18 protein-coding genes and 1 riboswitch are annotated in these 14,399 nt (G+C 60.4%); of the genes, 12 read left to right on the forward strand and 6 right to left on the reverse strand.

The window, feature by feature from the left end:
* Positions 1–188: 188 nt before the first annotated feature.
* Positions 189–1,055 carry a LysR family transcriptional regulator gene (locus tag BFL40_RS00005; RefSeq protein WP_071482478.1) on the reverse strand — a complete coding sequence of 289 codons (867 nt, stop codon included), beginning with the start codon at positions 1,053–1,055 and terminating at the stop codon, positions 189–191.
* 93 nt (positions 1,056–1,148) lie between these two features.
* Between BFL40_RS00005 and BFL40_RS00010 the strand changes: the two genes are divergently transcribed.
* The 4 genes from BFL40_RS00010 to BFL40_RS00025 are packed head-to-tail and all read left to right on the forward strand — an operon-like array spanning position 1,149 to position 3,846.
* Complete coding sequence (locus BFL40_RS00010; protein WP_071482479.1) at positions 1,149–1,703, forward strand: DUF4865 family protein; 555 nt, start codon at positions 1,149–1,151, stop codon at positions 1,701–1,703.
* 56 nt (positions 1,704–1,759) lie between these two features.
* Entirely contained in the window at positions 1,760–2,314 is a 555-nt protein-coding gene (locus BFL40_RS00015; RefSeq protein WP_071482480.1) for a histidine phosphatase family protein, read from the forward strand.
* Between the two features lie 45 nt (positions 2,315–2,359).
* Positions 2,360–3,115, forward strand: coding sequence for a precorrin-6A synthase (deacetylating) (gene cobF, locus BFL40_RS00020; protein ID WP_071482481.1), 756 nt, complete (start codon positions 2,360–2,362; stop codon positions 3,113–3,115).
* Between the two features lie 11 nt (positions 3,116–3,126).
* Positions 3,127–3,846, forward strand: coding sequence for an alpha/beta hydrolase (locus BFL40_RS00025; protein WP_071482482.1), 720 nt, complete (start codon positions 3,127–3,129; stop codon positions 3,844–3,846).
* 85 nt (positions 3,847–3,931) lie between these two features.
* On the opposite strand, the gene mntP is transcribed toward BFL40_RS00025, so the two are convergent.
* Together mntP and BFL40_RS00035 are read right to left on the reverse strand one after the other, a co-directional pair.
* Positions 3,932–4,495, reverse strand: a complete 564-nt coding sequence (mntP, locus tag BFL40_RS00030; protein ID WP_071482483.1) for a manganese efflux pump MntP — start codon at positions 4,493–4,495, stop codon at positions 3,932–3,934.
* A gap of 12 nt (positions 4,496–4,507) precedes the next feature.
* Positions 4,508–4,675, reverse strand: a riboswitch (yybP-ykoY riboswitch).
* 86 nt (positions 4,676–4,761) lie between these two features.
* On the reverse strand, positions 4,762–6,189 hold the full coding sequence (locus BFL40_RS00035; RefSeq protein ID WP_071482484.1) for a phosphatidylserine decarboxylase family protein: 1,428 nt from the start codon (positions 6,187–6,189) through the stop codon (positions 4,762–4,764).
* A gap of 208 nt (positions 6,190–6,397) precedes the next feature.
* Between BFL40_RS00035 and BFL40_RS00040 the strand changes: the two genes are divergently transcribed.
* From BFL40_RS00040 to arsH, 3 genes are read left to right on the forward strand one after another with little or no spacing between them, the layout of a single operon-like run.
* A complete protein-coding gene (locus BFL40_RS00040) occupies positions 6,398–6,745 on the forward strand; it encodes a metalloregulator ArsR/SmtB family transcription factor (protein ID WP_071482485.1) in 348 nt (115 codons plus the stop codon).
* A 21-nt stretch (positions 6,746–6,766) separates the two neighbouring features.
* Positions 6,767–7,237, forward strand: a complete 471-nt coding sequence (locus tag BFL40_RS00045; RefSeq protein WP_071482486.1) for an arsenate reductase ArsC — start codon at positions 6,767–6,769, stop codon at positions 7,235–7,237.
* Positions 7,238–7,249: 12 nt separating this feature from the next.
* Positions 7,250–7,951, forward strand: coding sequence for an arsenical resistance protein ArsH (arsH, locus tag BFL40_RS00050; protein ID WP_071482487.1), 702 nt, complete (start codon positions 7,250–7,252; stop codon positions 7,949–7,951).
* A gap of 4 nt (positions 7,952–7,955) precedes the next feature.
* On the opposite strand, the gene BFL40_RS00055 is transcribed toward arsH, so the two are convergent.
* Positions 7,956–8,267, reverse strand: a complete 312-nt coding sequence (locus BFL40_RS00055; protein ID WP_071482488.1) for a hypothetical protein — start codon at positions 8,265–8,267, stop codon at positions 7,956–7,958.
* Between the two features lie 217 nt (positions 8,268–8,484).
* On the opposite strand from BFL40_RS00055, the gene BFL40_RS00060 reads away from it, so the two are divergent.
* From BFL40_RS00060 to BFL40_RS00070, 3 genes are read left to right on the forward strand one after another with little or no spacing between them, the layout of a single operon-like run.
* Positions 8,485–9,129: a secretin and TonB N-terminal domain-containing protein gene (locus BFL40_RS00060; protein WP_071482489.1), complete on the forward strand. Its 645-nt coding sequence runs from the start codon at positions 8,485–8,487 to the stop codon at positions 9,127–9,129.
* Positions 9,126–9,671: an RNA polymerase sigma factor gene (locus tag BFL40_RS00065; RefSeq protein WP_071482490.1), complete on the forward strand. Its 546-nt coding sequence runs from the start codon at positions 9,126–9,128 to the stop codon at positions 9,669–9,671. The genes BFL40_RS00060 and BFL40_RS00065 overlap by 4 nt, the downstream gene beginning before the upstream one ends.
* A gap of 37 nt (positions 9,672–9,708) precedes the next feature.
* Positions 9,709–10,635 carry a FecR family protein gene (locus BFL40_RS00070; protein ID WP_071482491.1) on the forward strand — a complete coding sequence of 309 codons (927 nt, stop codon included), beginning with the start codon at positions 9,709–9,711 and terminating at the stop codon, positions 10,633–10,635.
* A gap of 22 nt (positions 10,636–10,657) precedes the next feature.
* Here BFL40_RS00070 and BFL40_RS00075 read toward each other — a convergent pair whose 3' ends face one another.
* A complete protein-coding gene (locus BFL40_RS00075; RefSeq protein WP_071482492.1) occupies positions 10,658–11,746 on the reverse strand; it encodes an LLM class flavin-dependent oxidoreductase in 1,089 nt (362 codons plus the stop codon).
* A gap of 138 nt (positions 11,747–11,884) precedes the next feature.
* A complete protein-coding gene (locus BFL40_RS00080) occupies positions 11,885–12,787 on the reverse strand; it encodes an AraC family transcriptional regulator (RefSeq protein ID WP_071482493.1) in 903 nt (300 codons plus the stop codon).
* Between the two features lie 109 nt (positions 12,788–12,896).
* On the opposite strand from BFL40_RS00080, the gene BFL40_RS00085 reads away from it, so the two are divergent.
* Positions 12,897–13,307: a hypothetical protein gene (locus BFL40_RS00085; protein WP_071482494.1), complete on the forward strand. Its 411-nt coding sequence runs from the start codon at positions 12,897–12,899 to the stop codon at positions 13,305–13,307.
* 124 nt (positions 13,308–13,431) lie between these two features.
* Positions 13,432–14,340, forward strand: a complete 909-nt coding sequence (gene glsB, locus BFL40_RS00090) for a glutaminase B (RefSeq protein ID WP_071482495.1) — start codon at positions 13,432–13,434, stop codon at positions 14,338–14,340.
* Positions 14,341–14,399 lie beyond the last annotated feature (59 nt).

The raw sequence follows: 14,399 nt of genomic DNA on the forward strand, positions 1-14,399 counted from the left end.
CGCAGCCGTGCCGGAGTGCGGGCACACCGAGCCTAGGCGAGGTGCCGAGTGGTGGGGCAAGAGCGTTTTGGTTACTTTGCCGCTTTTGCAAAGTGACCCGCCGTAAGGGCGGAACCCATCTCCGCCATTACCTAAGTAACGGATATACACTCGATTTAACTGCCCCAAGCCCTGTGAAAATACGCTGACTACCGCTGCAACACCCCGCGAAATGTCGCGCTCAAAGCCCGCAAAGTCTCCCTCGACCGTACATCACTGATCCGGCTATAGAGCACCACCTCACTCACCGGCAAAACGGGCAACCCATATTGCTCACTCACATCCACCGCACCTGCCGGAGCCACACGCTGGGCAAGGGCGGCAACACCCAACCCGGCACTAACCGCCGCCCCCACGGCCATCACACCCCCACCGACAAACACCTCGGTCCAATCAATACGTGCTTCATCCAACGCCCTGACCGCCAAATGCCGAACACCACAGGGCGCGGCCATGGTCGCCATACGCAACGGCGTCCCCGGGCTATGTTGCCAGGTCGGCACGGCGAACCAGCCAAAACGCTCCACCGCCAACACTTCGCCATCCTGACGATCACCTTCGTTACGCACGATCACCGCGTCCAGCTCATTACGGTCAAACGCGGCGAGCAGGTCGCGGGAGGACGCAATACGCACCTCGAGGATCACCAGCGGGTCGTAAGCGGCGAGGCGGCTGAGCCACGTGGGCAAATCAGGCCCGGCCACGTGATCGCTGATACCGATCACCAAACGCCGGGATGCGTGGGAGCCCAAATCACCCAAAGCGCGCTCGTGAGCATTGAGCAGGGCGCGGGCGGCAACGATGAACTGCTCGCCCTGGGGCGACAGTCGCACATGGCGAGGCGTGCGTTCCAACAGGCGATAGCCAAGGCGTTCTTCAAGGCGCTTGAGCTTGAGACTGATGGCCGCCTGGGAAGTGTCGAGGGCTTCGGCGGCCCGCGTGAAACTGGCGAAATCGGCGACCAGTACGAAGGCCTGCACGGTGTCGATATCCAGGGGTTTGAGTGCATCAGTCATATCAAATCCTTATCGCATATATATCCACTGATATCTTGTTGAAATCATCGCTGCTGCGCAAGCTGGAATCTCAATGTGCACGGGAGCTTTGCCATGTTTGCCAAACAGTATTCACACCGCTTGCCTGCCGACTACGACATGGGCGTGATTCGCCAGCGCGCCGCGCAACTGGGGCCGTTGTGGGATCACACCGAAGGGTTGCTGTTCAAGGCGTTTATCGCCCAGGAGCGCGGCCAGGGGCCGGGGGTGGGCAATCTGTATGCGTCGGTGTATCTGTGGTCCGACCCGCTGCAAGCCGCTGATTTCTTGCTGGGGGAGCGTTTTCAGAAGGTACTCGACAGCTTTGGCCGGCCGCCTATCGAGAGCTGGTTACCGCTGGACGTACAGCGAGGGCCGGCGCAGAACGCACTAAGCTTGTACCGGGAAGAGTGGCCGCTGGAGCCTGGGGCGGATCGGGCCGGGATATTGGCCCAGGAAAAGCTGCGCAACCAGCAGTTGGCCGATAGCCGGGACACCTTTGCGGTATTCCTGGCGCTGGATGTGCAGGCGTGGCGTTGGGTGCGTATCACCTTGTCGGCCAAGGCGTTGGACGCGGGCCATCCCGGGACGGGGTATCAGGTGCTGTATCTGGCGCAAGGCGTTGCGTGATAAACGCAACTTCGCCAATCTAAGTGGCCTCGTCCTTCCTACTTGAGCGATTGTTGATGCAGGCCACCCGTTTGACCTTGATTTGCCATGCCGTCACGCCGTTGCAAAAACAGGGAAGGTTTCCCGATGACGAATCCGTCGCGATGGATTGGCAAGGTGCGGCGTTATCGCTGGCTGGCCGCTACACGAAAAACCTGCGCCTGGTGTGTGGGCCTGAGGCCAGAACCCGGCAGACAGCAGGCTTGTTCGGTGATAGCCCGAAGATCGAAGATGTCCTGCGCGATGGCGATTTTGGCCTTTGGAAAGGCCAAGCTATCAGCGAACTCGAGGGTGATGAGTTGATGGCCTGGATGAGCGACAGCGCCAGTGCGCCTCACGGTGGGGAGTCGGTGGATCAGATTTGCACGCGCGTCGGGCAGTGGATGAAAACCCTCGAGGCCCAACCGGGGCATGTCGTGGCTATCACCCATCCGTTTGTGATCCGCGCCGCCATGCTGTATGTCATGCAGTTTCCCATCTCGATGTTCTACCTGATCGACGTCGAACCGCTGTCCGCCACCGAGTTGCGCTTCAACAACGTGTGGCGCCTGCGCCTGGAAACTCACGCCTAGCCCCGCGAACATGGCAGAATCCACGCCCCGCAATGAGAGCAACCCATGAAACGCATCCTGATCATCGGCATCGGCGCCGGCAACCCTGACTACATCACGATGCAGGCCGTGAAGGCGCTGAACCGCACCGACGTGTTTTTCCTGATGGACAAGGGTCAGAGCAAAGACAAGCTGATCGACCTGCGCCGCGAGATCTGCGAGACCTATATTACCGAGCCCGGCTACCGTTTCGTCGAGGCCGACTGCCCCGAGCGCGTGCGTGGCGATATCGACTACACCACCGCGGTGCAAGACCTCAACCGCGACAAGCAGCAGACCTTCGAACGCATGATCAACGAGCAAATGGCTGACGGTGAGGTGGGCGCGTTCCTGGCCTGGGGTGACCCTGCACTGTACGACAGCACCATTCGCATTTTGCAGGCGATCCTGGCCGGTGGCCGCTGTGCATTTGAGTTCGAGGTGATCCCCGGTATCACCAGCGTGCAGGCCCTGGCGGCCCAGCATAAGGTGCCGCTGAACCGTATCGGCCGTTCCATTGAGATCACCACCGGGCGCCGGTTGGCGGCGGGGCAGGCGAGTGATGCGGATACGTTGGTGGTCATGCTTGACGCCGAAGACTCCTACCGTACCGTGGCCGATCAGGACTTGGATATCTACTGGGGCGCCTACCTGGGCACGCCGGATGAGATTCTTATCAGCGGCAAGGTGGGTGAAGTGGCTGAAGAAATCGAACGGGTGCGCAAGGCGGCGCGTCTGGCCAATGGCTGGATCATGGACACGTATTTGTTGCGTAAGCCTTGAGGTCAATTGCGATGTTCAAACTGTTTGCCCTGGCGCTGATGTGGGTGGCCGGGGCTGCCCATGCCGATTCCACACTGCACACCGATTTGCCGCTGTCGTACCTGGAACAGACCCAGGGTGATGCGCGCAACCAACCGTTGGTGATTTTCCTGCACGGGTTTGGCAGCAACGAGGAAGACCTGTTCAGCATCAAGGACGCGTTGCCTTCCACCTGGACCTACCTGTCTGCACGCGCCCCGATGCCGGTGGACTTCAATGGCTATCGCTGGTTTGCCAAGAAACCCGGTGACGGCGACTACGATGCAGAGACTGCCGATTTACAACGCAGCGCCACGCTGATCGAAGACTTCGTGACCCAGGCCACCGCCAAGTACCACACCAGAAGTGATCGGGTGTTCCTGGTGGGGTTCAGCCAGGGCGCGATCATGTCTTACGAGGTGGGTTTGCGAAAGCCTGCGTTGGTGCGTGGGATTGCGGCATTGAGTGGCAGCGTGTTGCCCGTGCTCAAGGCTGAGCTTAAGCCGGATGAATCGTTGGATAAGTTAGCGATCTTTATTGGCCACGGCACCTTGGACCAGGCGCTGCCGTATGTCTCGGCGACTCGGGCCAATGAGGTGTTGGTCGGGTTGGGGTTGAAGCCGGAGTTTCATGGCTATCCGGGGATGCCGCATACCGTGAGTGAAGCCGAAGTGCAGGACTTGAAGGCCTGGTTAGAGAAAAGCCTGAAATAAACGCGATCAAAAATGTGAGAGTGGGCTTGGTCCCGATTGTAACTATCGGGACCAAACCCCTCACATGTGGGGGCCCGGTGGTTATCTAGGCCGACAAGTGCTCATACAGTATTGTCGCACCCACCAGCATCAACACCACGCCGCCGATCATCTCGGCGCGCTTGCCCACCACGGTACCCAATACGCGCCCGAGCATCATGCCGATCGTCACCATGGTCATGGTCGCCAGGCCAATGGCGGCGGAGGCCACCAGGATATTCACGTCGACAAACGCCAGGCCCACGCCGACCGCCAGCGCATCAATGCTGGTGGCGAACGCGGTGACGGCGAGGATCATGAATGAATGCTGGGTCGGTTTCTGTGCTTCTTCATCATCGGCCTTGAGCCCGTTGTAGATCATGTGCAGGCCCAGCGCGACCAGCAGGGTGAAGGCAATCCAGTGGTCCCAGCTTTCCACCCAACGCGTGGCGGCATGGCCGATGGCCCAGCCGATCATCGGCGTGATGGCCTCGATCACACCAAAGATCAGACCGGCACGCAGGGCTTCGGTCAAACGTGGTTTGTGCAGGCTGGAGCCTTTGCCGATGGCCGCCGCAAAGGCGTCCGTGGACATGGCCAAGGCCAGAAAAACAAGGGAAATGGGGTTCACGGTAAGGCTTCCAGTCGGGCTGTATGAGTCAACGACACAACCACACGCCCGACTTTAGGCATGGATGTGTCGCTGGTCTCACCAACCACAACGGTGTTCGTACCACGGCAGGTTGCCGAATATGTTGATACGAACGCTTCTGAGCAGGTCAGAAGCCGGTTACTCCCCAACGAAGGGCTGGATCATAGAGGGTCGGATATGAAAAAACCGTCAACGCTGTGCAACAGCTCAAGGAGACGCTCCTTGAGCTGTTTGATGGGGTAGGGTTATTTACGTTTTTTCGTGTCCAGCGCCGTCGCAATCACGCTGCCCATGGGCGTCGGTTTCGGCGCCTGCCGGTGCTTCACAGCATTGATGGCCCACTCTTCAAGGCGTACGCGATCACGCTGGAACACCATCACGTGGGTAGAGCCGCCGAACTCGAAGTGACCGATTTCGGTGCCACGTTTGATTTTCACTGGAGAGCTGCCTTCGCCGACGATAAACGCCGGTTCGATGATGCAGGTCGACACTTCCACCATGCCAATGCAGATCAGCGCCACATAACCGCAGGTTGGGTGTTCGAAAATAAAGATCGCCCGGGCCGCCACATGGCCGAGGTAGGGCTGCGACTCCGTACCTTCCCAGGTGCCTGGGCCTTCTTTCTGGGCCGGGCGCTGGGCGAAGTAAGTGCCGGGCTGTACCCATGAACGCACGAGGGTGCCGTCCAGCGGTGCGTTCCAGCGGTGGTAGTGGGTGGCGGAGAGAAAGCCCTGGTAAAGCTGCCCGCCTTCAAAAGGCTGGGCCCACTGGCGTTGGCCGGCGAACAGGTCCAGCAGCGAGTAGTTGACGTCCTTGATCCAGAAGTCGCTTTCGAAGGCGATGTTGTTCTGGTACTCCCAGGGCGTGGTCTCGCAGCCGATGTCGATCTGGGTCTTTGCATCGCCCTGGAACGGCCGTGCGCCGGGCACGAACTTGCGAATGAAAAACGCGTTCCAGGAGTCGAAGCCATAGCCGGGCTTCTTCGGGTCGCACTCCATCTGGTCCCATACCCCGGCTTTCCAGGCAGCCTTGGAGATCCATGAGCCGGGTTTCTCGGGGTTTTTGATGTCGAGCTTGTCCAGTGATTGCGGGCTTTTGAGGTAAGCATTCCAGGTGTCGAGCACCTTCTTGAATTGCTGGTTGAAGGTTGTGTCATGGAACAACGCGACCCCGGCTTCGGTGGCCATGGAAATCGCCAGGAAACCATTCATCGGCGTGCCCACCTGGGCGGTGTCGTTGAAGGAGGACGAGGTGGTGACGATCTCGTTGAGGATCTCGAAGAAACTGTCGTAGTCCTTGATCCATACGGCATCACCGTCCTGGGTCTTGATCTTGTCGCGGGTGTGCGGCGGCAGGCTCATCACGAAGGCATTGGATTGCTCGATCATCGAGTTGACCCACATACGGTACACGCTGTGGGTGGTCACCCAGTGCTTGAACGCCACCAATTGCGGCTGCATCGGCGCGAGGGTACCGGCTTTTTTCATCGCCGCGATGTAGTCGCGTAGCGGCACCAGGAAGTTGGCGGTGGCCCACACGCGGTTGGGTACCCAGAAGCCCATTTGCACGGGGCCGGCGTTGTCCAGGGTGAGCAGGTTGGAACCGGTGCCCTCGACGTGGGGCGGGGTTTTGCGGGGTTGGGTGGCGGGTGAAGAACGATCGGAGTGCGCCATATCATTAGTCCTTTAAACGTAACTACGTGGGAAAGCTCCTCTTGAGCAACGTTCAGCGTAGCCAGTGCGGGACCGGGGTTTGTAATGGTTGGCTATAACCAGTCGTCCCCGCCAACGAAAATCATCTTCGGCCCCGCTCGACAACTTCTTCACTTGTTTAATGTATATGGATATACGTATATTCGGCTAAACATATATAGGTCCTTCCATGATCGCTCCCCCCGAAGTCTTCAAAAGCTTGGCCGACGAAACCCGCGTTCGCGCCACCCTGCTGATTGCCGCCCATGGCGAGTTGTGCGTGTGCGAGCTCATGTGTGCCATGGACGACAGCCAGCCGAAAATCAGCCGTCACCTCGCGCAATTGCGCAGCAGCGGGCTGTTGCTGGATCGCCGGCAAGGGCAGTGGGTCTACTACCGCCTCAATCCTGATTTGCCGGCCTGGGTGCACGAGATTTTGCAGGTGACCCTGCGCGAGAACGCGCAATGGCTCCAGACCAATGCTGCGCGCTTGCACAGCATGGATGGGCGTCCGGTTCGCGAAAATGTCTGCTGCTGAAATCAAGAGAATCAACCTCCCATGCGAATCCTATTCATGTGCACGGCCAACAGCTGCCGCAGCATCCTGTGTGAAGCACTGTTCAATCACCTGGCGCCGCAAGGCTTCGAAGCCGTCAGTTCCGGAAGCTTTCCCAGGGGCCAGGTGCTACCGCGCAGCCTGACCACCTTGGCGCGCGCCGGTATTCCAACCTTGGGGTTGAGCAGTAAAGGCAACGACGCGTTTGAGCATTGCCCGCCGGATGTCGTCATCACGGTGTGCGACAAAGCGGCCGGCGAGTCCTGCCCGGTCTATTTTGGCCCAGCACTCAAGTCTCACTGGGGACTGGAAGATCCTTCGGAAGTCACAGGCGGTGAGCAAGCGATAGAGGCTGCCTTTCTGGCGACGCTCGCCCGGATCGAACAGCGTTGCCAAGCCTTCTTCGAACTTGCGTTCGACACCCTCAGCCGCGATGAGCTCAAGCACGCGCTTGATCGAATCGGCACCCTCTAAGCAGGAGGACACATGTCAGAGCAACTGCCTAACCTTAATCTCGAGCTGCTGAGTGTCACGCCCCCCGTGACCCGTTCGAGCAACCACAAACCGCGCATCCTGCTGCTGTACGGATCAACCCGTGAGCGCTCGTTCAGTCGTCTGCTGGTGGAGGAGGCCGCGCGCTTGTTGGAGCACTTCGGCGCCGAAACCCGCGTGTTCAACCCGACCGGTTTGCCGCTACCCGATGACGTTCCGGTTGAGCACCCGAAAGTGCAGGAGTTACGAGCGTTGGTGCAATGGTCGGAGGGCCAGGTCTGGTGTTCTCCGGAGCGTCACGGCGCAATGTCCGGCGTGTTCAAAGCCCAGATTGACTGGGTTCCTTTGACGCTTGGCGCCGTGCGTCCGACCCAGGGCAAGACATTGGCGGTGATGCAGGTGTGCGGTGGCTCGCAGTCATTCAATGTGGTCAACCAGCTGCGCGTCCTGGGGCGCTGGATGCGGATGTTCACCATCCCCAATCAATCCTCGGTGCCCAAAGCGTATATGGAGTTCGACGACGCCGGCCGAATGAAACCGTCGCCGTATTACGACCGGGTGGTCGATGTGATGGAGGAGCTGGTGAAGTTTACGTTGCTGCTGCGCGACCATCAGGCGCACTTGGTGGATCGTTACTCCGAGCGCAAGGAGACTGCCGAGCAATTGACTGCTCGCGTTAACCAGCGATCGATTTGAGGGCTCAGGGACGTTGCGGACTTACCGACGTCCCAAACGTATTGCCCATGCGAACACTGGTCGCCGCCGGGGTGGCCAGCCCCACCTGGTTTGGCGGCCGCTTCTGCACCGGTACGTTCAGCGCTTCGCGGTTTTTTTGCGCGGCCTTGGAGGCGTCCGAGTTATTGCCCATCTGCTGGCTCAGGCAACCATAGTCGGGCGCTTTGGCCCCATTGACAGTAACTTCGGTGCAGCCCGTGGCAGCGGTTTCGGCGTGGGCGGTTAGAGGTAGAACCGCGCACAGCAACAGGCTGGCGAGGTGGGGGGAATAGTTCATCAGAGCCTCCTGGCGGGCCCGCAAGGAGGGGCCGTCAACGCGTCCAAGTGTAGTGCAGCGGGCTTCCCATCACTGTGATGTTTTTTTTGCTATCACCGTAACATCAGATTCATAAACGAGCCTCAGGATGACTGTTTTCAAGGACACGTCGGCCGTGCAGCGATGCAGAGCGGGAGGGGGGCAGGAGGGCTGGAGGCGCGCCATAGGTGCCCTGGTCTTGCTGTTGCTGCTCGCTGGGTCTCTGCCCGCACAGGCAGAGCCATCGCTGTTGATGCTGGACCTGCCGGCGCAAGACCTGGAACACGCACTGCAAGCCTACAGCCGCGCCACCGGCATGGCGGTGCTGGTCGACCGCGAGCTGACGCGGGGCCGGCGCTCCATCGGTGTGCACGGGCGTTTCACGGCGCAGGAGGCACTGGCGATGTTGCTGACGGGGAGTGGCCTGATGGCGCGTTATGCGCGCAGCGACGCGTTCACCTTGCGACTGCCCGAGGTCAGCCAGGCACCTTCGCCCCGTGGCGTATCGACCCGTAGCGCAGCGCGGATCAACAACAGCTACGCGACGGCGTTGCAGCAGGCGATCGAGGCCAGCCTATGCCGTTCGCCCTTGACCCGCCCCGGCAGTTTTCGCGCGTTGGTGCAGGTGTGGGTCAACGCTGACGGGGTGATCGAACACAGCCGGTTGGTCAGTTCCACCGGCAATGAACAACGCGATGAAGCATTGGTGCGCAGCCTGGGCACGGCGCGGGTCGAACGCCCGGCACCCAGTTCGCTGCGCCAGCCGGTGACTTTACTTTTATTGCCTGACACAACAGGAATGCGCATGGAATGCACAGCAGGGACGGGAGCCACGGGCGGATGAAAAACACCGGGCACAATACGATGGTCAGCTTGTTCCTGGCGTCCTATGAGGACTTCAAGGTGCGCCTGCGCAAGCGCCTGGGTTCCGAGGACCTGGCCAACGACGTCCTGCACGAAACCTATCTACGGGTCGACCGCATGGACGTACCACCGAACCTTACGCAACCCAACGCCTACCTGTACCGCATGGCCTTGAACATTGCCGCCGATCGACGCCAGGCCGATGCGCGCTTGCTCACCGGCAGTGAGGTCGAAGAGCTGTTGCAAAGCGCCGACGAAGCCCAGGACCCCTTGCGGGTAGTCGGCGGCCAGAAAGAAATCCAGTCCTTGGTCAAGGCCCTCTACGAACTGCCGGCTCGCCGCCGCAAGATCCTGATCGCCGCGCGCCTGGAAGAAGCCCCCCACCTGGAAATCTCCCAGCGTTTCGGCATCTCTACGCGCATGGTCGAGAAAGAAATCAAGGCCGCCCTGGGCCATTGTGCAAAGCGCCTGGAAAGAAAAGTGATTCAGCGGTTCGGTCCCGGGGCCGGAAAACCGTCTTAGTGTCGAGTCCCTGATAAAACCGTGAGTATTTGCGCGCTTGAACATTTTTAACCTTTCCGCCGCCCGGGATAATTCCACCAGCCCACTGCACAGTGAAGCCCGCGATTGGCTGGTGCTGCTGACGTCGGGCCGCGCCACCGTCGCCGATGCCAAGGCGTTGCGGGCCTGGTGTGCCCAGAGCCCCGAGCATGCCCAGGCGTTCGAGCAGGCCAAGGTGTTGTGGCAACAATTGGCGCCTGCCGTCGAGCAGTTGTCGCAGCCGCGCCATTTTAGCCGTCGGGCGTTTCTCGGTGGGGCGATTGCGGCGTCGGCGGCGGTGGTCATGGTGCGTGTTGGCGTGCCGGGCGGGTTTGCCGGGTTAACGGCGGACTATCGCACCGAGGTGGGCCAGCAACGCCAAGTGTTGTTAAGCGAGGGCGTGAACCTGGAGCTTAATACCCAGACGCGCATCAGCCGGGTCGGGCAGGGAATTGAATTGCTGGAAGGTGAAGTCGAGATCGTCGCCAACAGCGCGCAGACGCTCAAAGTACAGGCCGGCGAGGGTTGGGTCAGTGCGGCGCAGGCGCGGTTCAATCTGCGCAACACTGACCACAGCGTGTGTGTGACGTGCATTGAAGGGTCGTTGCTGGTAGATGTCGCCGAGCGCAGTGTGCGTCTGGAAAGTGGTCGGCAACTGACCTATGGCGCTGCCGGCATGGGCGAACCGATTGTGGTGGATACGCAGTCGGTGGTGGCGTGGCGCGAGCAGGTGCTGGTGTTCAACAACGCGACGTTGGCCACCGTAGTGGATGAGATCAACCGCTATCGGCCAGGGATGCTGGTGTTGCTGAATAAAGAACTGGGGCAGCGGCGCGTGCAAGCACGGTTCAGTTTGCAGCAGTTGCCGGGAGTGGCCCTGTTGATTCGGGACGCGTATGGGGCCAAGTGTACGGAGCTGCCTGGCGGGGTGGTGTTGTTGAGTTGACGCAACACCCCCCGTCCAAACACTAAGCCACCTTTTCTGCGGCCTGCCGCTCGCGTTCGGCGACCAACTCGCGGGTGAGGGGAATCAGGCGTTTGCCATACTCGATCGCATCATTAAGCGGGTCGAACCCACGAATCAGAAACGTGGTAATCCCCAGGTCGTAGTAATCCAGCAAGGCTTCGGCGACTTGCTCGGCGGTGCCCACCAACGAGGTCGAGTTGCCCTGTGCGCCGAGCAACCCGGCAATCCCGGTCCACAAGCGCTTGTCCAACCGTGATCCTTGCGCCGCCGCGGCCAGCAACCGGCGCGAGCCTTCATTCGGCGGCTCACGCCGCACAAAACCATGTTTCTCAGCCAAGGCAGTGGCCTGCGCCAAGATGTTCTCGGCACGCGCCCAGGCCAGTTCCTCGGTCTCGGCCAGGATCGGCCGCAATGACAAACTGAAGCGAATCGTACGCCCATGCTTGGCCGCTTCAGCGCGCACTTGGGTCACGACCTCGCGCACCTGCTCATAGGTTTCACCCCACAGCGCATACACGTCCGCATGTTTGCCCGCCACCGCAATCGCTGCCGCTGAAGACCCACCGAAATACAGCGGAATATGCGGCTGCTGCGGCGACTTCACCGTGGAGTGCGCGCCTTCCACTTGGTAGTAGGTGCCTGAGAAGTTGAACGGCTGCTCGCTGGTCCATTCCTGACGCACCACGCTGAGGTATTCGTCGGTACGCGCGTAGCGTTCGTCCTTGCCGATATGGCTGCCATCGGCGCGCAGTTCGCGGTCGTCGCCGCCGGTGATGATATGCACGGCGGTGCGGCCGCCGTTGAATACATCAAGCGTGTTGAATTGGCGTGCGGCCAGCGTGGGCTGGGCAAAACCTGGGCGATGGGCGATCAGAAACTGCAGCTTTTTGGTCACGCTGGCGGCATGCGAGGCGATCAGCGTGCTGTCCGGGCTATTGGAGTGGAAAGCCACCAGGGCGCGGTCGAACCCTGCCTCTTCGTGAGCGCGGGCGACGGTTTCGACGTAGTCCGGTTGCAGGGTCGGGCCGCTGCGCGGGTGAATCTCGGAAGCATGGTGGCCGCCGATATAGCCGATGAATTCAATGCTCATGGTCAGTCCTTGTTGAGTCGGGTTCAACACCGTCACCCGGCGGGGTGACGGTCATTTGCCAACAAAGTAGGGGCCGCCGCCGGCGCTGTAAAATGCCGATTGGTTCTAACCTAATTATTAAAAAGTTGAATCATGAATTTATTTTCTATCAGGAAGTTGCATTTTAAGTGCCTCTGGAAAGGCATGCTGTGCAGGCGCGTCCACCATCGCAATGCCGAGCTGCCCGGCATTGCCCGTGATGCCCACGCGGTCCGCCAGGTAACGCGCCGGCGGTTGCCCCACCGCCTTGCGGAACATGGTGATAAAGCCGCTGGCGTTCTCGTAACCCAGGTCCAGCGCCACCCGCTGCACACTTTCACCCTTGGCCAGGCGTTGCAGTGACAGGATCACATGCAACTGCCGTCGCCAACGCCCGAAGCTCAAGCCCAACTCCTCCAGCAGCAAGCGCGTCATGCTGCGCTCACTCATGCCGATACGCACCGCCCATTGGCCGAGGGTGGCCTTGTCACCGGGGTCGGCCAGCAGGCTGTCGGCCAGGCGGCGTAGCCTTGGGTCCTGGGGCATGGGCAGGTGCAGGTCTTCGATCGGCGCTTCGCCCAGCTCATCCAACAAGGTGCTGATCAAGCGGCCCTGTGCGCCTTCGACGTCGTAGAGTTGCGGGAAACTCACGGCCTTGGTGATCAGTTCATGCAATAAACCTGACACGCCCAGGGTGCAGCATTGCGGGGGCAGGGCGTCTGAGGCGTCGGGGTCAACTAACAGGCAGTAGACGTGCGCCTCGCCGGAGCCGCGCGCCGCATGGGACATTCCTCCGGGAATCCACAGTGCGCATTGCGGCGGCACGATCCAGATACCGGCCTCGATCTCGCAGTGAATCACCCCGCGCAGGGTGTACATCAACTGCGCTTTGCGGTGGGAATGCTGCTCGTGTTCCCAGCTTTCGGACGTACTGGTAGCCCCCACAGCCACCACGGCACGCGGGATCAGGTCAGCATCCTTGGACATTTGCGGGTCGTGCAGGTCAAGGCGATGACGTTTCATGGTGAGGTCGCGGTTTGGCTGAATTGCGAAATATTCTGGCTATTTTGTGCAATGCCGTCCAGCGGCACGATCACTATAGTGAGATCAACTCTCATTAAGGAGCTTTGCCATGCGACTCGACAGTTCAACTTTTCCGGTGGTCAAAATCGTCTTCGATGCCCCCAACGAAGGTGGTCCCGACGATACCTTCCTGATATTCGAAGGCCTGCTCGCCCGTCAGCAATCCTTTATGTTGCTGCACGAAAAAGCCGTGGACGAAAACAATCACGAGCATTCCCACGAGGAGCGCAAACAGGCTTCTATCTGGATGAAGAAAAACAAACAGGCGCTGCGCGCGTTCGTCAAAGGCATGATCCAAGTGGAACCCAGCGCCGCCAAGCGCCTGGCGCTCAAGCCGTTTGCCGTGACGTTTGGCAAGGCCTGGGGTTACCCGCTGTTGGTGGTGGAGTCCAAGGACCAGGCATGGGCGCTGGCGCGGGATGTACTGGATGAGCAGGTGTCGGATGTGGCGTATTTCTAAACCGTATCGCAGGACCCCTGTGGGAGTCAGCTCCCACAGGTGAGATTCCTGCCTGTACTGCCTGTTTGAGGTATCCTCCGCGCCCCGCTTATCACCGATTCAAAGACAGATGACAGGACAAGACATGCAGGCGATGCTTTCGTCGATCCTCGACGAAGTGCGTCCACTGATCGGCCTCGGCAAAGTCGCCGACTACATCCCCGCGCTGGCCGACGTACCCGCCAATCAACTCGGCATCGCGGTGTACGGCAACGACGGCTCGGCTTACTGCGCCGGTGATGCCAACACCCTGTTTTCGGTGCAGAGCATTTCCAAGGTGTTCAGCCTGGTGCAGGCCATCGACCACGGCGGCGAAACCATCTGGGAACGCCTGGGCCACGAGCCTTCCGGGCAACCGTTCAATTCGCTGGTCCAGCTGGAATTCGAACGCGGCCGACCGCGTAATCCGTTTATCAACGCCGGCGCCCTGGTGATCTGCGACATCAACCAATCGCGTTTTGCCGTACCGATTTTGTCGATGCGTGACTTTGTGCGGCGCTTGTCCGGCAACCCGCAAATCCTGGTCAACAGCGTCGTCGCCGATTCAGAGGCCCAACACGGCGCGCGCAACGCGGCCATGGCCTATCTGATGAAATCCTTCGGCAACTTCCACAACGATGTGGACGCGGTGCTGCACAGCTACTTCAACTATTGCGCGTTGCAGATGAGCTGCCTGGATTTGGCCAAGGCGTTCAGCTTCCTGGCCAACGAGGGGACAAGCGCCCACAGCGGCGAGCAGATCCTGACGGCGCGCCAGACCAAGCAAGTCAACTCGATCATGGCCACCAGCGGGCTGTATGACGAGGCGGGGAATTTTGCCTATCGCGTGGGCTTGCCGGGCAAGAGCGGGGTAGGCGGCGGAATTGTTGCGGTGGTGCCGGGGCAGTTTACGGTGTGCGTGTGGTCGCCGGAGTTGAATGCGGCGGGGAACTCGCTGGCGGGGATAAAGGCGTTGGAGTTGTTGAGTGAGCGGATTGGGTGGTCGGTGTTCTAACGGCCCGGCAGGCTCCCTGAATCCCTTGATGATCGTTCCCACGCTCTGCGTGGGAATGC

Origin of the sequence: Pseudomonas costantinii (genome assembly GCF_001870435.1) — a bacterium.
GTDB classification, from domain to species: Bacteria; Pseudomonadota; Gammaproteobacteria; order Pseudomonadales; family Pseudomonadaceae; genus Aquipseudomonas; species Aquipseudomonas costantinii.